The following is a 21,704-nucleotide window of genomic DNA, read 5'->3' on the forward strand; positions in this document are numbered from 1 at the left end:
TCATGAGTCGGCGTTTCCGAGCGCCATACGGATCAGGTGTTCGGTGTCCATCGCGTCGATGTCGTCGATCGCGTCGGATCGGCCGTCGTCCTCGGGCGCGGGGTCCGCGTCACCCAGACCGGCCAGGTCCATCAGGAGATCCAGCACACCGGCCTCGCGGAAGCGGGCCAGCGGGACCGCCGCGAGGGCGGAGCGGATACGCGCCTCCTCGGGGTCGGCGCCGGTGTCGGGGTCCTCGCCGGCCGGCACCAGCTGGGCGCGCAGATATCCGGTGAGCGCGAGCGGCGTCGGATAGTCGAAGACGAGAGTGGCCGGCAGCCGCAGGCCGGTCTCCGCGCCCAGACGGTTGCGCAGTTCGACCGCGGTCAGCGAGTCGAAGCCCAACTCCTTGAAGGCGCGCCCCGGTTCGAGGCCCGCGCCACCGCTGTGGCCGAGCACCGCCGCGACATGGGTCCGCACGGACTCCAGCAGCAGCGCGTCCTGCTCCGTACCACTGAGCCCGGTGAGCCGGTCGGTGAGCGTCCCCCCGTGACCGGCGGGCCCGCCGGCCGCCGCCGCGCGCCGGCCGGGACCACGCCGCAGCCCGCGCAGCAGAGCCTCGTCCGAACCGCCCTCCTGAGCGAGCAGCCTGGTGAGATCGAGGCGCACCGGGGCGACCACGGGACGACCGGACTCGCGGGCCACGTCGAACAGCGACATGCCAAGCTCCGAGGAGATCGGCAGCATGCCACCGCGCTCCATGCGCTGTACGTCGGCCGCCGAGAGGTGGCCTGTGATGCCGCTGCGCTGCCCCCAGAAGCCCCACTGGAGCGAGGTGGCCGCGAGGCCGTCGGCGCGCCGGGCCTGCGCCAGGGCGTCGAGGAAGGAGTTGCCCGCGACGTAGTTGGCCTGGCCCGCCTCACCGAAGAGGCTGGCGGCGGAGGAGAAGAGGACGAAGGCCGACAGGTCCAGGTCCCGGGTCAGCTCGTGGAGGTTGAGCACGGCGTCGATCTTCGGACGCAGCACCCGGCCGAGCCGCTCAGGTGTGAGCGAGCCGATCGTGGCGTCGTCGATCACCCCGGCGGTGTGCACGACCGCCGTGAGCGGATGGTCGACCGGCACGGACTTCACCAGAGAGGCAAGCGCCGAGAAGTCCGTCACGTCGCAGGAGGCGATCTCCACCTGCGCGCCGAGTGCCGTCAGCTCGGCGGCCAGCTCCGGTGCGCCCTCGGCATCGAGACCGCGCCGGCTGGTCAGGAGGAGACGGCGCACGCCGTGCTCGGTCACCAGGTGCCGCGCCACCAGCGCACCGAGTGTGCCGGTACCGCCGGTGATCAGCGCGGTGCCCGCCCGGTCCAGTTCGACAGGGGCCGTCGTGGGCACCCCGGCGGCGGGAACGCGGGCGAGGCGCCGCGCGGACACCTGGTCTCCCCGGACGGCCAGCTCGGGCTCACCGGAGTCGAGGGCGGCGGCGAGCAGTTCGGCGGTGAGTTCGTCACCGCGTACGTCAAGGAGTACAAACCGGTTCGGATTCTCGGTCTGCGCCGAGCGGATCAGCCCCCAGACGGCGGCGTTCTCCAGGTCCGGAACGTCCTCGTCGGGGCCGGTGGCGGCTGCCCCCTGCGTCACGAGCACGAGCCGTGAATCGGCGAACCGCTCGTCGGCCAGCCACTCCTGGGCCAGGCCCAGCGCCCCGTACAGCGCGTCGTGCGCTGCCTGAGCGAGACCCCGCGCATCGCCCTGAGCGGCCCCGCCGCTCGACTCAGGCGTGTCAGTGTCAGGTGTGCCAGTGCCAGGCGTGTCGGGCGTGGAACTCAGGGGTGCGAACACCACCGACGGTACGGACCCCTCCCGGGACAGCTCGCTCAAGTCCGCGTACCACGCCGCGCCGTCGAACGGCAGGCCCAGCGTGTCGCCCCCGAGCACGGCCCACCCGGCGGCGATGTCGGGCGCGGCAGTGCCGGACGCGCCGAGCGCCAACGGCGCCCACTCGGAGTGGAACAGCGCCTCATGGAACCCGGTGCGGCCCGCGGAGACCGCCTCGTCCGTCACCGGTTCCAGCCCGAGCGCGGCGATCGTCGCCACGGGCGAGCCGGACCCGTCCGCGATCTGTACGCCGAGGTGCTCGGTGATGCGTACGCGCAGCAGGGAGGCGCCCGTCGCGTGGAGCGTGACGCCGCTCCACGCGTTCGGCAGGGAGATCCGACCGTCCTCGCCCGCGCCGAGGGTGTCGAGTGAGTCGAGGTGCAGTGTGTGCAGCGCGGCGTCGAGGAGCGCAGGATGGAGCCCGAAGCCGTCGGTCGAGGTCCCCTCGGGAAGCGCGATCTCGGCGTACGTGTCGGTGCCGAGCCGCCAGACCTTGCGCAGCCCCTGGAAGACCGGCCCGTACTCGGCGCCGATGTTCGTCAAGTCGTCGTACAGTCCTTCGAGTCCGACCTCCGTGGCACCCTCGGGCGGCCACACCGACAGCTCGAAGTCGCCAACGGTCGTACCGTCCGTGAGTACGCCCTCGGCGTGCAGGGTCCACGGGGTTCGCGCGTCGGCGTCGTCGGGCCGCGAGTAGATCACCACGCGCCGGTCACCGCTCGCGTCGGCGGCCTCCACGGTCACGCGTACGGCACTTCCACCGCGCTGCGGGAGCACGAGCGGGGTCTGGACGGCCAGTTCCGCCAGGTTGCCGCAGCCCGCCTGGTCGCCGGCGTGGATCGCCAGCTCGACGAGGACGGACCCGGGCAGCAACGCCGACCCGAGCACCACGTGGTCGGCCAGCCAGGGGTGTGACTGGAGGGACAGCCGACCGGTGAGGACGGTGGTGTCCGACTCCGGAAGGGCGATGGTGGCGCCGAGCAGCGGGTGCCCGGCGGGCGCCTGGCCCAGCCCGGAGGCGTCGCCGAGGGGAGCGAGCGCTTCGAGCCAGTAGCGGTCGTGCTGGAAGGCGTAGGTCGGAAGATCGACGCGCTGTGCGCCCCGGCCTGCGAAGACGCCGTCCCAGTTGAGTTCGGCGCCGTGGATGTGGGCGGTGCCGATGGCTTGGGTGAGGGTTTCGGTTTCGGGGCGGTTCTTGCGGAGTACGGGGGTGAAGAGTGCCTCTTCTGTGTTGGTGAGGGTTTGCTGGGCCAGGGCGGAGAGGGTGCCGTCGGGGCCCAGCTCGATGTAGGTGGTGACGCCTTGTTCGGCGAGGTGGGTGATGCCGTCGGCGAAGCGGACGGCTTGGCGGACGTGGCGGACCCAGTACTCGGGTGAGCCGATGTCTTCGGGGGTGGCGAGTTGGCCGGTGAGGTTGGAGACGACCGGGATGCTCGGAGTGCCGTAGGTCAGGCCCGCCGCGATGGTGCGGAATTCGTCCAGCATGGGTTCCATGCGGGGGGAGTGGAAGGCGTGGCTGACGCGGAGCTGGTGGACCTTGCGGCCTTGCTCGCGCCAGTGCTCCAGCACCTCGACTACCGCGGTCTCGTCACCGGAGACCACGACGGATGTGGGTCCGTTGATGGCGGCGATGGCGATCTCGTGCTCGCGGCCTTCGAGCGTCTCCAGAACCTCAGCTTCGGTGGCCTGGATGGCTGCCATGGCCCCGCCAGCGGGGAGGGCCTGCATGAGGCGTCCACGAGCGGCGACGAGCTTGGTCGCGTCGTCGAGAGTGAAGACCCCGGCCACATGGGCGGCGGCCAGTTCACCGACGGAGTGCCCGACGAGGAAGTCAGGGGTCAGCCCCCAGGCCTCCACCAGGCGGAAGAGTGCGACCTCGATGGCGAAGAGCGCGGCCTGCGTGTACACGGTCTGGTCGATCAGACCGGCGTCCGTCTCGTCCCTGCCGAAGACCACATCCTTCAGCGGACGCTCCAGCAGCCCGTCAAAGTGCGCACACACCTCATCAAAGGCAGCAGCGAACACGGGATAGGTCTCGTACAGTTCGCGGCCCATTCCGGCCCGCTGGCTGCCCTGCCCCGTGAACAGGAACGCCAGCTTGCCGCGGCGTACGCTGCCCGAGGTCACCGCGCCCGACGCATCTCCGTCCGCCAACGCCTGCACACCCGCGAGGAGTTCGTCCATATCGGAGCCGGTGACGACGGCCCGGTGCTCGAAGCGGGCCCGCGTCACAGCGAGGGAGTACCCCACGTCCGCCGGACGCAGCTCGGAGTTCTCCCGTACGAACGAGTACAGCCGCTCGGCCTGCGCCCGCAGTGCCCCCTCCGTCTTGCCCGACAGGACCCACGGAACGACCCCACCGACGACCGGAGCCTCGGAGCCCCCCTCGTCGACAGCGGCCTCGGAGTCATCGACCGGCGCCTGCTCCAGAATCACATGGGCGTTGGTGCCACCGATGCCGAAGGACGAGACGCCGGCCCGGCGCGGGCGCCCGGCCTCGGGCCACTCGCGGGCCTCGGTCAGCAGCCGCACGTCGCCCGCCGACCAGTCCACCTCCGCCGACGGCTCGTCGACGTGCAGGGTCTTGGGCAGCAGCCCCTCCCGCATCGCCATGACCATCTTGATGATGCCCGCCACGCCCGAAGCCGCCTGGCTGTGTCCGATGTTGGACTTGATGGAGCCGAGCCACAGCGGCTCGGAGCCCTCGCGGCCCTGGCCGTACGTGGCGAGCAGCGCCTGGGCCTCGATCGGGTCGCCGAGCCGCGTGCCGGTGCCGTGTGCCTCCACGGCGTCCACCTCGGCGGGCGTCAGCCGCGCGTTGGCGAGGGCCTGGCGGATGACGCGCTGCTGCGAGGGGCCGTTCGGGGCGGTGAGCCCGTTCGACGCGCCGTCCTGGTTGACGGCCGTGCCGCGCACCAGCGCGAGAACGGTGTGGCCGTTGCGGCGCGCCTCCGACAGCCGCTCGACGAGCAGCATGCCCACGCCTTCCGCCCAGCCGGTGCCGTCCGCGGCCGCCGCGAAGGCCTTGCAACGGCCGTCGGGGGCGAGGCCGCGCTGGCGCGAGAAGTCGACGAACGTGTCCGGGCTGGCCATGACGGTGACGCCACCGACCAGTGCCAGCGAGCACTCCCGCTGGCGCAGCGACTGCACGGCCAGGTGCAGGGCGACGAGCGAGGACGAGCACGCGGTGTCCACGGAGACGGCCGGGCCTTCGAGGCCGAGCACGTACGAGACGCGGCCCGAGGCGACGCTGCCCGAGTTGCCGGTGCCGAGGTAGCCCTCGACGCCCTCCGGGGCGGAGTCGCGGCCCGAGTAGTAGTCGGAGCTCATGACACCGGCGAACACGCCGGTCTGGCTGCCGCGGATGGACGCCGGGTCGATCCCGGCGCGCTCCAGCGCCTCCCAGGAGGCTTCGAGGAGCAGTCGCTGCTGCGGGTCCATCGCCAGCGCCTCACGCGGCGAGATCCCGAAGAACGCGGGGTCGAAGTCGCCGGCACTCTCCAGGAAGCCGCCGACCCGGGCATAGGTGGTGCCGACGCGGTCGGGGTCGGAGTCGAAGAGGGCGTCGAGGTCCCAGCCGCGGTCGGCCGGGAAGTCCGTCAGGCCCTCCTCGCCCGCGAGCAGCAGTCGCCACAGTGCCTCGGAGGACGTGGCCCCACCGGGGTAGCGGCAGGCGACGCCCACGATCGCGATCGGGTCGTCGTCCGTCGCCACGGCGGTCTCGGCCGGCGCGGCGACGGCGAGGGCCGTCCCGGCGTCCTGCCCGAGAACCTCACCGCCGATGTACTCGACGAGCGCGGCGGGCGTCGGGTAGTCGAAGACCAGGGTCGCGGGGAGCCGCAGCCCGGTCTCGCCGCCCAGGCGGTTGCGCAGTTCGACCGCGGTCAGCGAGTCGAAGCCCAACTCCTTGAAAGCGCGCCCCGGTTCGATCGCGTCCGCGCCGCCGTGGCCGAGAACGGCGGCCACGTGCGTACGTACGAGGTCCAGCAGCACGCTGTCCTGCTTGCCCCGCGACAGACCGGCCAGGCGCTGCGCCAGACCCGATCCGGCGGCCACGGTCCCGGTCCGGGCCGTGCGCCGCGCGGGAGATCCGACGAGCTTGTGGAGCAGCGCCGGAACGGTACCGCCCTGTGTTCGCAGCGCCGCCAGGTCCAGCGGGATCGGGACGAGCGTCGCCTCCGTGCCGCGGACCGCGGCGTCGAACATCGCGAGCCCCTCCTCCGAGGTGAGCGGCACGGTCCCGGCACGCCTCATGCGCTCGATGTCGGCGACCGAGAGATGTCCGGTGATGCCGCTGCGCTGCTCCCAGAAGCCCCAGGCGAGTGAGGTGGCGGGCAGTCCCTGGGCGCGGCGGTGGGAGGCCAGCGCGTCCAGGAAGCTGTTGGCGGCCGAGTAGTTGCCCTGCCCGGCCTCGCCGAACACACCGGCCGCGGAGGAGAAGAGGACGAACGCGGAGAGGCCGAGGTCCTTCGTCAGCTCGTGCAGATGGACGGCGGCGTCCGCCTTGGGGCGCAGGACCGCGTCGAGCCGGTCCGGGGTGAGGGAGTCGATGACCCCGTCGTCGAGAACACCGGCGGTGTGGATGACCGCCGTGAGGGGGTGCTCGGCGGGGACGTCGGCGATGAGGGCCGCGAGGGCTTCACGGTCCGCGGCGTCGCAGGCGGCGACGGTGACGGTGCTCGCGCCGAGGGCGCTGAGTTCGCCGGCCAGGTCGTCGGCACCCTCGGCGGCACGGCCTCGGCGGCTGGTGAGGACGAGGTGTCGTATGCCGTACTCGGTGACGAGGTGACGGGCGAACAGCGCGCCGAGCGAGCCGGTGCCACCCGTGATCAGGACCGTGCCCCGGTTGTCGATACCGGCTCCCGGCTCAGCTTCCCGACTGGAGAAGCGGGCCAGGCGCGGGACGAGGGCCTTGCCGCCGCGCACGGCCACCTGCTCCTCACCCGTGGCGGTGACAGCCGTGAGGAGTTCGGCCCCGGCGGCGTCGGTCGCCTCCAGGTCAATGAGGGCGAACCTCCCCGGGTTCTCGGCCTGCGCCGACCGTACGAGGCCCCAGACAGGGGCGTGCACGAGGTCCTCGACGCCGTCGTCCGCACCCGTCGCGACCGCGCCCCGGGTCACGAAGACCAGGCGGGAGTCGGCGAAACGGCTTTCCGCGAGCCAGCCCTGGAGGAGCTCCAGGACGCGATGCGCGGTCGCACGGACGGTGCCCGCGACGTCCGCCTCGGAAGGACCGGCCGTGGCTGTGGCCGTGAGCGGTACGAACACCACGGCGGGCACGCTCTCTGCCTGAGCCAACTCCGCCAGCTCCGCCGGATCCGCGCCGACGACGGCCGACATGATGCTCGCGCCCGGGTTGGCCGGGGGGAGGGGCAGCTGTGGCCATTGCACGTGGAAGAGGGAGTCGTGGAAGGGGTGGTGTCCGGCGGTGAGTTCGTCGGGGGTGGTGTGGCGCCAGGTGATGGTTTGTGCGGTGAGGACGGGTGTGCCGGTGTCATCGGCGGCGGTGAGGGTGCCGTTGGTGGTGGAGAGTTTGACGCGCAGGGTGGTGGCGCCGGTGGCGTGGAGGGTGACGTGGTTCCAGGTGGAGGTGGTGCGTGCCTGCTCGTGGGGGGTGAGGGGCAGGGCGTGCAGGGCGGCGTCGAGGAGTGCGGGGTGGAGGCTGAAGCCGTCGGTGGTGGCGGTTTCGGGGAGGGCGACCTCGGCGTAGATGTCGTCTTCGAGACGCCAGGCGGCGCGCAGGCCCTGGAAGGCGGGCCCGTAGGTCAGTTGGGCGTGTGTGAGGTGTTCGTAGGTGGTGTCGACGTCGATCGCGACGGCACCCCGCGGCGGCCACACCGACAGATCGAGAGACTCTTCCCCGGACGCTCCCTCAGCCATGGCGGACAGCACGCCGTCCGCGTTGAGCACCCATGCCTCGTCCGCTTCCGCCTCCTCGGGCCGGGAGAAGATCCGCACCGTGCAGAGCCCGTTCTCGTCGGCCTCCTGCACGGTCACGCGCAGCGCGATGCCACCGCGCTGGGGGAGGACCAGCGGGGCCTGGAGCGTCAGGACGTCGATCGTGCCGTGCCCGACCTGGTCACCGGCGTGGATCGCCAGCTCGACCAGCGCCGAGCCCGGCACCATGGCCGTGCCCATGACGGTGTGGTCGGCCAGCCAGGGGTGTGACTGGAGGGACAGCCGACCGGTGAGGACGGTGGTGTCCGACTCCGGAAGGGCGATGGTGGCGCCGAGCAGCGGGTGTCCGGTGGTGCCGAGCCCGAGACCGGTGGCGTCGCCGGACGAGGCCGTCGCTTGCAGCCAGTAGTGCTGGTGCTGGAAGGCGTAGGTGGGCAGGTCGACGCGGCGTGCGCCACGGCTTGCGAAGACGCCGTCCCAGTTGAGTTCGGCGCCGTGGATGTGGGCGGTGGCGATGGTCTGGGTGAGGGTTTCCGCTTCGGGGCGGTTCTTGCGGAGTACGGGCGTGAAGAGTGCTTCTTCGCTGTCGGACGCGATTTCCTGGGCCAGGGCGGAGAGGGTGCCGTCGGGGCCCAGCTCGATGAAGGACGTGACGCCCTGCTCGGCCAGGTAGGCGATGCCGTCGGCGAAACGGACGGCTTGGCGGACGTGGCGGACCCAGTACTCGGGTGAGCCGATGTCCTCGGGGGTGGCGAGCTGGCCGGTGAGGTTGGAGACGACCGGGATGCTCGGGGTGCCGTAGGTCAGGCCCGCTGCGATGGTGCGGAACTCGTCCAGCATGGGTTCCATGCGGGGCGAGTGGAAGGCGTGGCTGACGCGGAGCTGGTGGACCTTGCGGCCCTGCTCCCGCCAGTGCTCCAGCACCTCGACTACCGCAGTCTCGTCACCGGAGATCACGACGGATGTGGGTCCGTTGATGGCGGCGATGGCGATCTCGTGCTCGCGGCCTTCGAGCGTCTCCAGAACCTCAGCTTCGGTGGCCTGGATCGCGGCCATGGCGCCACCGGCGGGGAGGGCCTGCATGAGGCGTCCGCGTGCGGCGACGAGCTTGGTCGCGTCGTCGAGGGTGAAGAGCCCGGAGACGTGCGCGGCGGCCAGTTCGCCCACGGAGTGCCCGACGAGGAAGTCAGGGGTCAGACCCCACGCCTCCACCAGGCGGAAGAGTGCGACCTCGATGGCGAACAGTGCGGCCTGCGTGTACACGGTCTGGTCGATCAGACCGGCGTCCGTCTCGTCCGTACCGAAGACCACATCCTTCAGCGGACGCTCCAGCAGCCCGTCAAAGTGCGCACACACCTCATCAAAGGCAGCGGCGAACACCGGATACGTGTCATAAAGCTCGCGGCCCATTCCGACCCGCTGGCTGCCCTGCCCCGTGAACAGGACGGCCAGCCTCCCGCTGCTCATGCTGCCCGTGGTCACAGACCCGGAGTGTTCGCCGGCCGCCAACGCGGCGGTTCCTGCCAGGAGTTCATCCAGGTCAGAGCCGGTGATGACGGCCCGGTGCTCGAAGCGGGCCCGGGTGACGGCGAGGGAGTAGCCCACATCGGCCGGACGCAGGTCGGAGTTGTCCCGCAGGAAGGAGTGCAGCCGCACGGCCTGCGCCCGCAGCGCGTCCTCCGTCTTGCCCGACAGGACCCACGGAACGACCCCACCGACGACAGGGGCCACGGAGCCCGCCTCGGCGGACGCTTCGGAGTCATCGACCGGCGCCTGCTCGATGATGGTGTGCGCGTTCGTGCCGCTCAGGCCGAACGACGAGATGCCGGCCCGGCGCGGGTGCCCGGTCTGCGGCCACTCCCGTGCCTCGGTCAGGAGCGACACCGCACCCGCCGACCAGTCGACCTCGGGCGACGGCTGATCCACATGCAGGGTCCGCGGGAGGACACCCTCCCGTATCGCCATGACCATCTTGATGACACCGGCGACACCGGCTGCCGCCTGGGTGTGACCGATGTTGGACTTCACGGAGCCGAGCCACAGCGGCTGGTCCGCGTCGCGGCCCTGGCCGTACGTGGCGAGCAGCGCCTGGGCCTCGATCGGGTCACCGAGCCGCGTGCCCGTGCCGTGCGCCTCGACCACGTCCACGTCACCGGGCGTCAGGCCCGCCGACGCGAGGGCCTGGCGGATGACGCGCTGCTGCGAGGGGCCGTTCGGAGCAGTCAGACCGTTGGAGGCGCCGTCCTGGTTGACGGCGGAACCACGGACGACGGCGAGCACCTGGTGGCCATTGCGCCGCGCGTCCGACAGCTTTTCGACCAGCAGCATGCCCACGCCCTCGGCCCACGCGGTGCCGTCGGCGGCACCGGCGAAGGCCTTGCAGCGGCCGTCGGGGGCGAGACCGCGCTGGCGCGAGAAGTCGACGAACGTGTCCGGCCCCGCCATCACGGTGACACCGCTGACCAGCGCCAGCGAGCAGTCACCCTGCCGCAGCGACTGCACGGCCAGGTGCAGGGCGACGAGCGAGGACGAGCACGCGGTGTCGACGGAGACGGCCGGGCCTTCGAGGCCGAGCGCGTACGAGATGCGGCCCGAGGCCACGCTGCCGGACGTGCCGGTGCTGAGGTAGCCCTCCAGGTCCTCGGGGACCGACTGGAGGCCCGGGAAGTAGTCGGTGGCCATCACACCGGCGAAGACACCGGTCTGGCTGCCGCGCACCGAATCGGGGTCGATACCCGCACGTTCGAAGGCCTCCCAGGCCGCCTCCAGCATCAGACGCTGCTGGGGGTCCGTGGCGAGCGCCTCGCGCGGCGAGATCCCGAAGAACGCGGGGTCGAAGTCGCCCGCCCTCTCCAGGAACCCACCGACCTGGACGTAGGTCGTGCCCGTCTTCGCCGGATCCGGGTCGTACAGGCTTTCGACGTCCCAGCCGCGGTCCGTCGGGAACGGTGAGAGCCCTTCACGCCCGTCGAGCAGCAGCTGCCACAGCTCCTCCGGGGAGGACACCCCACCGGGGAAGCGGCAGCTCATACCCACGATCACGATGGGGTCGTCGTCCGACCCCGGCGTGCCGACCGGAACCACCTGCGAGTTGGCGGTCGTGCCGCTCGCGTCGGTCCCCGTGGCGCCGAGGAGTTCGGTGCGCAGGAAGTCGACGAGTGCGGCGGGCGTCGGGTAGTCGAAGACCAGGGTCGCGGGGAGCCGCAGCCCGGTCTCGCCGCCCAGGCGGTTGCGCAGTTCGACCGCGGTGAGGGAGTCGAAGCCCAACTCCTTGAAGGCGCGCTTCGGCGCGACGGCGTCCGCGCTGCCGTGGCCCAGAGCGGCCGCGACGTGAGTGCGCACCAGGTCGAGCAGTACGCCGCTCTGCTCACCTGCCGGACGCCCGGCGAGGCGGAGAGCCAGCGATGGCGTCTCGGCGCCGGTGCTCTTACCGCCGGCGACACGGCGGGCGGGAGATCCGGCCAGACCGCCCAGCAGCGCGGGCAGAGCTGTGCCCTGGCCGCGCAGCGCGGCGAGATCGAGTGGCATGGGCACGAGCAGTGCCTCGTCCGACGACGAGATGACGGCGTCCAAGAGGGACATGCCGAGCTGCGAGGAGATCGGCAGCATGCCGGAGCGCTTGATGCGCTCGATGTCGGCGTCCGAGAGGTGTCCGGTGATGCCGCTGCGCTGCTCCCAGAAGCCCCACGCGAGTGAGGTGGCGGGCAGGCCGAGCGCGTGGCGGTGGTGGGCGAGTGCGTCGAGGAAGGTGTTGGCGGCCGCGTAGTTCGCCTGGCCCGCGTCGCCGAAGACACCGGCGGCGGAGGAGAAGAGGACGAAGGCGGAGAGGTCCAGGTCCTTGGTGAGGTCGTGGAGGTTGAGCGCGGCGTCCGCCTTGGGGCGGAGCACGGTGTCGAAACGCTCGGGGGTGAGGGCGTTGATGACACCGTCGTCGAGGACACCGGCCGTGTGGATCACGGCATCGAGGGGACGCTCGGCGGGGACACCGGCGAGGAGGGCCGCGACGGCCTCACGGTCGGCGGCGTCGCAGGCGGCGATCTCCACGGTGTTGGCGCCGAGTTCGGCCAGTTCGGCGGCGAGCTGCGGGGCGCCTTCGGCGTCGAGTCCTCGGCGGCTGGTGAGGATGAGGTGGCGTACGCCGTGTTCGGTGACGAGGTGGCGGGCGACGAGGGAGCCCAGGGCGCCGGTGCCGCCGGTGATGAGGGCGGTCCCGGACGGGTCCAGGGGTGAAGCGGTGGTCTCGGCGAGGGCCGGGCGGGCCAGGCGCGGCACGCGCAGGGCGCCGTCGCGGAGTGCGGCTTCGGGCTCGTCGGAGGCCAGGAGCGGCCAGAGAGTGGTGAGTTCGGGCGACTCGGTGTCGGTGTCGAGGAGGAGGAAGCGGTCGGGGTTCTCGGACTGGGCTGCGCGTACCAGGCCCCACACGGGTGCGTTGGCCAGGTCGGTGACAGCGTCGTGGGGACCGGCGGCGATGGCACCACGCGTGACGAAGACGAGACGGGAGTCGGCGAAGCGGTCCTCGGCCAGCCACTCCTGGACCAGGGCCAGGGTGTGGTGGGTGGCCTGGTGGGCTGCGGTGGCCGCGTCGGTGTCCTCGTAGGCGGTCAGCGGGGCGAAGACGATCTGGGGGATGGTGTCGGCGGCGGCGAGTCCAGCCAGGCTGGGGAACGCCGGTCCGTCGGTGAAGAGGTTCGGTTCGTCGCCCAGCATGGCCCAGGTCTGGGGTTCGGCGGGTGCCGGGTTCAGTTCGGGCCAGTCCAGGCGGTACAGGGAGTTGTGGAATCCGCTGTGTCCGGTGGTGAGTTCGTCGGGGGTGGTCTGGCGCCAGGTGATGGCTTGTGCGGTGAGGACGGGTGCGCCGGTGTTGTCGGCGGCGGTGAGGGTGCCGTTGGTGGTGGAGAGCTTGACGCGCAGGGTGGTGGCGCCGGTGGCGTGGAGGGTGACGTGGTTCCAGGTGGAGGTGGTGCGTGCCTGCTCGTGGGGGGTGAGGGGCAGGGCGTGCAGGGCGGCGTCCAGGAGTGCGGGGTGCAGTCCGAAGCCGTCGGTGGAGGTGCCTTCGGGGAGGGCGACCTCGGCGTAGATGTCGTCATCGAGCCGCCAGGCGGCACGCAGGCCCTGGAAGACCGGGCCGTAGGACAGTTCGGCCTGGGCGAGACGCTCGTAGACCGCATCTGTATCGAGGGAGGCGGCGCCCTGCGGCGGCCACACCGACAGGTCGAAGTCGGCATCCTGGGCCACTCCGGTGACGCGGCCCGTGGCGTGGCACACCCACGGCTCGTCGATCGAGGCCTCTTCGGCGCGCGAGTAGATCGTGACGGCCCGGTGCCCGTCTTCGTCGGTGTTGTCCACGGTCACCCGGAGGGCGACGGCACCCTGTGCGGGCAGTACGAGCGGAGCCTGGAGCGTCAGCTCCGCCAGCCCACCGCAACCGGCTTCGTCCCCCGCCTGGGTCGCCAGCTCCACCAGGACCGACGAGGGCACCATCGGGACGCCCATCACCACATGCTCCGCGAGCCAGTCGTGGGATTGCAGCGAGAGACGGCCGGTCAGCAGGATGGTTCCCGTCGCGGGAAGCGCGACCGCCGCGCCGAGCAGCGGGTGCGTGACCGACGCCAGGCCGGCAGGGGCAAGGCTGCCGGTGGGGGCAGCCTGCTCCAGCCAGTAGTGCTGGTGCTGGAAGGCGTAGGTGGGCAGGTCGACGCGGCGGGCGTCGTGGCCTGCGAAGACGCCGTCCCAGTTGAGTTCGGCGCCGTGGTTGTGGGCGGTGCCGATGGCCTGGGTGAGTGTTTCGGTTTCGGGGCGGTTCTTGCGGAGTACGGGCGTGAAGAGTGCTTCTTCGCTGTCGGACGCGATTTCCTGGGCCAGGGCGGAGAGGGTGCCGTCGGGGCCCAGCTCGATGTAGGTGGTGACGCCTTGTTCGGCGAGGTGGGTGATGCCGTCGGCGAAGCGGACGGCTTGGCGGACGTGGCGGACCCAGTACTCGGGTGAGCCGATGTCTTCGGGGGTGGCGAGCTGGCCGGTGAGGTTGGAGACGACCGGGATGCTCGGGGTGCCGTAGGTCAGGCCCGCTGCGATGGTGCGGAACTCATCGAGCATGGGTTCCATGCGGGGGGAGTGGAAGGCGTGGCTGACGCGGAGCTGGTGGACCTTGCGGCCTTGCTCGCGCCAGTGCTCGAGGACCTCGACTACGGCGGTCTCGTCGCCGGAGATCACGACGGATGTGGGTCCGTTGATGGCGGCGATGGCGATCTCGTGCTCGCGGCCTTCGAGCGTCTCCAGAACCTCAGCTTCGGTGGCCTGGATCGCTGCCATGGCCCCACCGGCGGGCAGCGCCTGCATAAGCCGCCCACGCGCGGCGACAAGCTTGACGGCGTCCTCCAGGGTGAAGACCCCGGCCACATGGGCGGCGGCCAGTTCACCCACGGAGTGCCCGACGAGGAAGTCAGGGGTCAGCCCCCACGCCTCGACGAGCCGGAACAGCGCGACCTCGATGGCGAAGAGCGCGGCCTGGGTGTACACGGTCTGGTCGATCAGACCGGCGTCCGTCCCGTCCGTGCCGAAGACGACATCCTTCAGCGGACGCTCCAGCTGCCCATCGAAGCGGGCACACACCTCATTGAAAGCGGCAGCGAACACCGGATAGGTCTCGTAGAGCTCGTGGCCCATTCCGGCCCGCTGGCTGCCCTGCCCCGTGAACAGGAACGCCAGCTTGCCGCGGCGCACGCTCCCCGAGGCCACGGCGCCCGACGCATCTCCGTCCGCCAACGCCCGTACACCCGAAAGGAGTTCGTCCACATCGGAGCCGGTGACGACGGCCCGGTGCTCGAAGCGGGCCCGCGTCACAGCGAGGGAGTAGCCCACATCGGCCGCACGCAGCTCGGAGTTCTCCCGCAGGTAGGAGTGCAGCCGCTCGGCCTGCGCCCGCAGCGCCTCCTCCGTCTTACCGGACAGCACCCACGGCACCACGCCACCGACGACCGGAGCCTCGGAGCCCGCCTCCTCGACGGTGGTGTCGACGGCAGCCGGCGCCTGCTCCAGAATCACATGCGCATTGGTACCGCTGATACCGAAGGACGAGACGCCCACTCGGCGCGGACGCCCGGTGTCCGGCCACTCCCGCGCCTCGGTCAGCAGCCGGACGTCACCCGCCGACCAGTCGATCTCGGGCGACGGCTGGTCCACATGCAGGGTCTGCGGGAGGACACCCTCCCGCATCGCGACGACCATCTTGATGATGCCCGCGGCACCGGCTGCCGCCTGGGTGTGACCGATGTTGGACTTCACGGAGCCGAGCCAGAGCGGTTCGGCTCCCTCGCGACCCTGGCCGTAGGTGGCGAGCAGGGCCTGGGCCTCGATCGGGTCGCCGAGCCGCGTGCCCGTGCCGTGCGCCTCCACCGCGTCCACGTCACCGGGCGTCAGGCCCGCCGACGCCAGGGCCTGGCGGATGACGCGCTGCTGCGAGGGGCCGTTCGGAGCGGTCAGGCCGTTCGACGCACCGTCCTGGTTCACGGCCGTGCCGCGGACGACCGCGAGCACCTTGTGGCCGTTGCGCTCGGCGTCCGAGAGCCGCTCGACGAGCAGCATGCCCACGCCCTCGGCCCAGATCGTGCCGTCGGCGGCACCGGCGAATGCCTTGCAGCGGCCGTCGGGGGCGAGGCCGCGCTGGCGCGAGAAGTCCACGAAGGTGTCCGGCGTCGACATGACCGTGACACCACCGGCAAGCGCCAGCGTGCACTCTCCCCGGCGCAGCGACTGCACGGCCAGGTGCAGGGCGACGAGCGAGGACGAGCACGCGGTGTCGACGGAGACGGCCGGGCCTTCGAGGCCGAGCGCGTACGAGATGCGGCCCGAGGCGACGCTGCCGGACGTGCCGGTGCTGAGGTAGCCCTCCAGGTCCTCGGGGGCCGACTGGAGGCTCGGGAAGTAATCGGTGTTCATGACGCCGGCGAAGACGCCGGTTTGGCTGCCGCGTACGGACGCCGGGTCGATCCCCGCGGCCTCCAGCGACTCCCAGGACGCTTCGAGGAGCAGCCGCTGCTGCGGGTCCATCGCCAGCGCCTCACGCGGCGAGATCCCGAAGAACTCGGCGTCGAATTCCGCCGCGGAGACGAATCCCCCCTGGCGGACGTACGTCGTGCCGACGCGCGCCGGGTCCGGGTCGTACACGCCCTCGATGTCCCAGCCGCGGTCGGTGGGGAACGCGGAGAGACCCTCGCCCTTCCCGACCACCATGCGCCAGAGGTCGTCCGGCGAGGCGACGTCACCGGGGAAGCGGCAGGCCATGCCGACGATGGCGATCGGCTCGTCGTCGTGGAGCGGCCCGGCGGCCGGGGTCACGGGGCCGGCGATGGCGGACTGGTCGGCGAACGTCTCGGCGAGGAGGTGCTCCACCAGCGCCGACGGGGTCGGGTAGTCGAACGTGAGGGTCGCAGGGAGGCGGAGACCGGTGAGGGTGTTCAGGCGGTTGCGCAGCTCGACCGCGGTCAGCGAGTCGAACCCCACCTCCTTGAAGGCCCGCCCCGGCTCGATCGCCCGCGCGTCGCCGTGACCGAGCACGGACGCGACGTGACCGCGTACGAGTTCCAGCAAGGTACTCGTCCGCTCGGCGGGCGAGAGCCCGGACAGCCTGCGGGCCAAGGCGGACGTTCCGCCCGCCGCCCCGCTCGCCGCGACCCGGCGCGCCGGCATGCCGACCAGCCCGCGCAACAGGGCGGGGACCGTGGCCGAAGGCGCACGGAACGCGGCGAGGTCCAGGCTCATGGGCGACGCGACAGCGGCGCCCGAGGTGCGTGCTGTGTCGAGGAGTTGGAGGGCGTGGGTGGTGGGGAGGGGGGTCATGCCGGAGCGGTGGATGCGCTCGATGTCGGCGGTGGTGAGGTGTCCGGTGATGCCGCTGCGCTGTTCCCACAGGCCCCATTGGAGTGAGGTGGCGGGGAGGCCGAGTGCGTGGCGGTGGTGGGCGAGTGCGTCGAGGAAGGTGTTGGCGGCGGCGTAGTTGCCCTGGCCCGGATCCCCGAAGAGGCCGGCGGAGGAGGAGAAGAGGATGAACGCGGAGAGGTTCAGGTCCTTCGTCAGCTCGTGCAGATGGACGGCGGCGTCGGCCTTGGGGAGGAGAACCGCGTCGAGGCGCTCGGGGGTGAGGGCGTTGATGACGCCGTCGTCCAGGACACCGGCGGTGTGGATCACGGCGGTCAGCGGACGCCCGCTGTCGACCGAGTTGAGCAGCGTTTCGAGGGAGCCGCGGTCGGCGGCGTCGCAGGCGGCGATCTCCACGGTGTCGGCGCCGAGTTGGGTCAGTTCGGCGGCGAGCTGCGGGGCGCCTTCGGCGTCGAGTCCTCGGCGGCTGGTGAGCAGCAGGTGGCGTACGCCGTGTTCGGTGATGAGGTGGCGGGCGACGAGGGAGCCCAGGGCGCCGGTGCCGCCGGTGATGAGGGCGGTCCCGGCCGGATCCAGGTCAAGGGCCGCCGGATCGCCGTCGGCGACAGGCACCCGGACCAGGCGCGGCACGCGCGCCGAACCGTCACGGAGTGCGGCTTGGGGCTCGTCGGAGGCCAGGAGCGGCCAGAGAGTGGCGAGTTCGGGCGACGCGTCGTCGGTGTCGATGAGGACGAACCGGTCGGGGTTCTCGGCCTGCGCGGAGCGTACGAGGCCCCAGACGGGCGCGTTGGCCAGATCGGCCACGTCTTCACCGGGCCGGGCGGCGATGGCACCACGGGTGACGAGGGCCAGGCGAGACCCGGCGAACCGGTCCTCGGCCAGCCATTCCTGAATGAGCGTCAGAGCATGCTGGGTGGCCTGGTGGGCTGCGGTGGCCGCGTCGGTGTCGTCGTAGGCGGTCAGCGGGGCGAAGACGATCTGGGGGATGGTGTCGGCGGCGGCGAGTTCAGCCAGGCTGGGGAACGCCGGTCCGTCGGTGAAGAGGTTCGGTTCGTCGCCCAGCATGGCCCAGGTCTGGGGTTCGGCGGGTGCCGGGTTCAGTTCGGGCCAGTCCAGGCGGTACAGGGAGTTGTGGAATCCGCTGTGTCCGGTGGTGAGTTCGTCGGGGGTGGTCTGGCGCCAGGTGATGGTTTGTGCGGTGAGGACGGGTGCGCCGGTGTCATCGGCGGCGGTGAGGGTGCCGTTGGTGGTGGAGAGTTTGACGCGCAGGGTGGTGGCGCCGGTGGCGTGGAGGGTGACGTGGTTCCAGGTGGAGGTGGTGCGTGCCTGCTCGTGGGGGGTGAGGGGCAGGGCGTGCAGGGCGGCGTCCAGGAGTGCGGGGTGCAGTCCGAAGCCGTCGGTGGAGGTGCCTTCGGGGAGGGCGACCTCGGCGTAGATGTCGTCACCGAGCCGCCAGGCGGCACGCAGGCCCTGGAAGACCGGGCCGTAGGACAGTTCGGCCTGGGCGAGACGCTCGTAGACCGCATCTGTATCGAGGGAGGCGGCGCCCTGCGGCGGCCACACCGACAAGTCGAACGCCGCGGGCTCCGCGGCCCCCGACAGCGTGCCGGTGGCATGCAGCGTCCACTGGCTACCGGGCGCCGCCTCGTCCGAGCGGGAGAAGAAGCGGACCGGGCGGCGGCCCGCGTCGTCGGCGGCGTCCACGGCCAGCCGCAGCGCCACCGCGCCCTGCTCGGGCAGGACCAGCGGGGTCTGGAGCGTCAGCTCCTCCAGGGACCCGCAGTCGACCTGGTCACCGGCGTGGATGGCCAGCTCGACCAGGGTCGAGCCCGATACGACGGCCGAACCCAGCACCGCGTGATCCGCGAGCCACCCGTGCGACTGGAGAGACAGGCGTCCCGTCAGCAGTGTCCCGTCCGACTCCGGCAGCGCGACCGCCGCGTTCAGGAGCGGATGTCCCGTCGCCGACTGCCCGAAGCCCGTGGCGTCCCCGGAGAGGGTGGGCGTCTCCAGCCAGTAGTGCCGACGCTGGAAGGCGTACGTCGGCAGGTCCACGCGCTGTCCGCCGCGGCCCGCGAAGACGCCGTCCCAGTCCAGCTCCGCGCCGTTCACGTGCAGACGGGCCATGGCGGAGGTGAAGGCCTCGCCCTCGGGGCGGCCCCTGCGCAGGGCCGGGGCGAAGACCACGCCCTCGGCATCGGGCAGGGACTCCTGGCCCATCGCCGAGAGGATGCCGTCGGGGCCCAGCTCCACGAAGGAGGTGACGCCCCGCTCGGCGAGGCAGGTGACGCCGTCCCGGAAACGCACGGCCTGACGCACGTGCCGCACCCAGTACTCCGGTGAGCACAGTTCTTCCGCGGTGGCCTGCTCACCGGTCACGTTGGAGACGATCGGGATCCGCGGCGCGGAGTAGGTCATCACCCGGGCGTGCCAGCGGAATTCCTCCAGCATGGGTTCCATGCGGGGGGAGTGGAAGGCGTGGCTGACACGGAGCTGGTGGACCTTGCGGCCCTGCTCGCGCCAGTGCTCCAGCACCTCGACTACGGCGGTCTCGTCACCGGAGATCACGACCGAGGTGGGTCCGTTGATGGCGGCGATGGCGATCTCGTGCTCGCGGCCCTCGATCGTCTCCAGAACCTCGGCCTCGGTGGCCTGGATCGCGGCCATGGCCCCACCGGTCGGGAGCGCCTGCATGAGCCGGCCCCGCGCGGTCACCAAGATCGCCGCGTCCTCGAGATCGAAGACACCGGCTACGTGCGCGGCGGCCAGCTCACCCACCGAGTGGCCGATGAGGAAGTCAGGGGTCAGGCCCCAAGCCTCAACCAGGCGGAAGAGTGCGACCTCGATGGCGAAGAGCGCGGCCTGCGTGAACACCGTCTCATCGATCAGACCGGCAGCCGCCTCGTCCGTGCCGAAGACGACATCCTTCAGCGGACGTTCCAGATGCAGGTCGAGGTAGGAGCACACCTCGTCGAAGGCCGCGGCGAACACCGGATACGTGTCATACAGCTCGCGGCCCATCCCGGCCCGCTGGCTCCCCTGCCCCGTGAACAGGAACGCGACCCGACCGCGGCGCGCGCTCCCCGAGATCACCGCACCGCCCGGTACCTCCCCGGCAGCGAGAGCCTCAAGGCCGGCCAGCAGCTCCTCGCGGCTCGCGCCCGCCACCACGGCCCGGTGTTCGAACCGGGCCCGCGTGACGGCGAGGGAGTAGCCCACGTCCGCCGGACGCAGGTCGGAGTTCTCCTGTACGAAGGAGTGCAGCCGCTCGGCCTGCGCCCGCAGCGCGTCCTCCGTCTTACCGGAGAGCACCCACGGCACGACCCCGTCGACGACCGGCGCCTCGGAGAGCGGGGTCTCGGAGACCGGCTCGGAAAGTTCGGCCGGCGCCTCCTCCAGCACCACGTGCGCGTTCGTGCCGCTCATGCCGAACGACGAGACACCGGCCCGGCGCGGACGCCCGGTCCGCGGCCACTCGCGCGCCTCGGTCAGCAGCGCCACGTTCCCCGCCGACCAGTCAACGTGCGGGGACGGCTCGTCGGCATGCAGCGTCCGCGGCAGCACACCCTCCCGCATCGCGAGGACCATCTTGATGACACCGGCGATCCCGGCCGCGGCCTGCGTGTGGCCGACGTTCGACTTCAGCGAGCCGAGCCACAGCGGCTCCCCGCCCTCGCGCCCCTGCCCGTACGTGGCAAGCAGCGCCTGCGCCTCGATCGGATCGCCGAGACGCGTACCGGTGCCATGGCCCTCGACCGCGTCGACGTCCGTCGCGGCGAGGCCGGTGTCCGCGAGGGCGCGGCGGATGACGCGCTGCTGGGCGAGACCGCTGGGGGCGGTCAGGCCGTTGGACGCGCCGTCGGAGTTGACGGCGGTGCCGCGCACCACCGCGAGGACCTGGTGGCCGTTGCGCCGGGCCTCCGAGAGCCTCTCCAGGACGACGATGCCGACGCCCTCGCCCCATCCGGTGCCGTCGGCGTCCGCGGAGTACGCCTTGCAGCGCCCGTCGGCGGAGAGGCCGCGCTGCCGGCTGAAGGCGAGGAACCCGCCGGGGCTCGACATGACCGCCGCGCCGCCCGCCACAGCGAGAGGGCAGTCGCCGCGCCGCAGGGCCTGCACGGCGAGGTGGAGCGCGACGAGCGAGCCGGAGCAGGCGGTGTCGACCGTGATGGTGGGACCCTCGAAGGCGAAGGTGTAGGCGAGACGGCCCGAGGCCACGCTGGCGGCGTTGCCGGTCAGCAAGTAGCCCTCGAAACCCTCGGCCGCATCCTGTAGACGCGGGCCGTACTCCTGGTTCTCGACGCCGACGAACACACCGGTCTGGCTGCCGCGGACGGACTTGGGATCGATGCCCGCGCGTTCGAGGGCCTCCCAGGTGCTCTCCAGCAGGAGCCGCTGCTGCGGGTCCATGCCGAGCGCCTCGCGCGGGCTGATGCCGAAGAAGTCCGCGTCGAACTCACCTGCGTCGTGCAGGAATCCGCCCCGGCGGGTGTAGCTCTTGCCCGCGTCGTCGGGGTCGGGAGAGTACAGGCCGTCGAGGTCCCAGCCGCGGCGGGTGGGGAAGTCGGAGATCGCGTCGCCGCCCTCGGAGAGGAGCCGCCACAGCCCCTCGGGGGTGCTGACGCCGCCGGGCAGCCGCACCGCCATGCCGACGACGGCGATCGGCTCGTCGTCGGCCGCGGCGGAGCCCAGCTGCTCGCCCAGGGCGCCCGCGTCCGCGGCGGAGCCGTACAGGAGGCGCTGGAGTTCGCGCGCGAGCTCCCGCGGGGTGGGATGGTCGAAGGGCAGAGTCACGGGCAGGCGCAGCCCGGTGGCCGCGACGAGCCGGCTGTGGAAGTCGACGGCGGCGAGCGAGTGGAAGCCCAGTTCGAGGAAGGAACTCTCGGGGTCGATCCCGTTGGGCACCTCTCGGTCCGCGCTCTTGAGCACGTCCTCGGTCAGACCGGTGACGAAGGCGAGCAGGTGGTGTTCCTGCTCCGGCCCGGTCAGTTCAGCCTGCGAACGGAATTCTCCGGACTGGCCTACCATCGCTCGCTCCACAACTCTGCCGACATGGCTGTTCAAAGAAACCGGACTTCACGCGAGAG

General features: G+C 71.8%; 1 protein-coding gene. It reads right to left on the reverse strand.

What is annotated here, in order from left to right; all coding sequences use genetic code 11:
• Complete coding sequence (locus ACIQU3_RS31545; RefSeq protein ID WP_403929020.1) at window positions 1–21,645, reverse strand: SDR family NAD(P)-dependent oxidoreductase; 21,645 nt, start codon at window positions 21,643–21,645, stop codon at window positions 1–3.
• Between the last annotated feature and the right edge of the window lie 59 nt (window positions 21,646–21,704).

Source organism: Streptomyces sp. NPDC101110, assembly GCF_044759525.1.
Classification (GTDB): Bacteria; Actinomycetota; Actinomycetes; order Streptomycetales; family Streptomycetaceae; genus Streptomyces.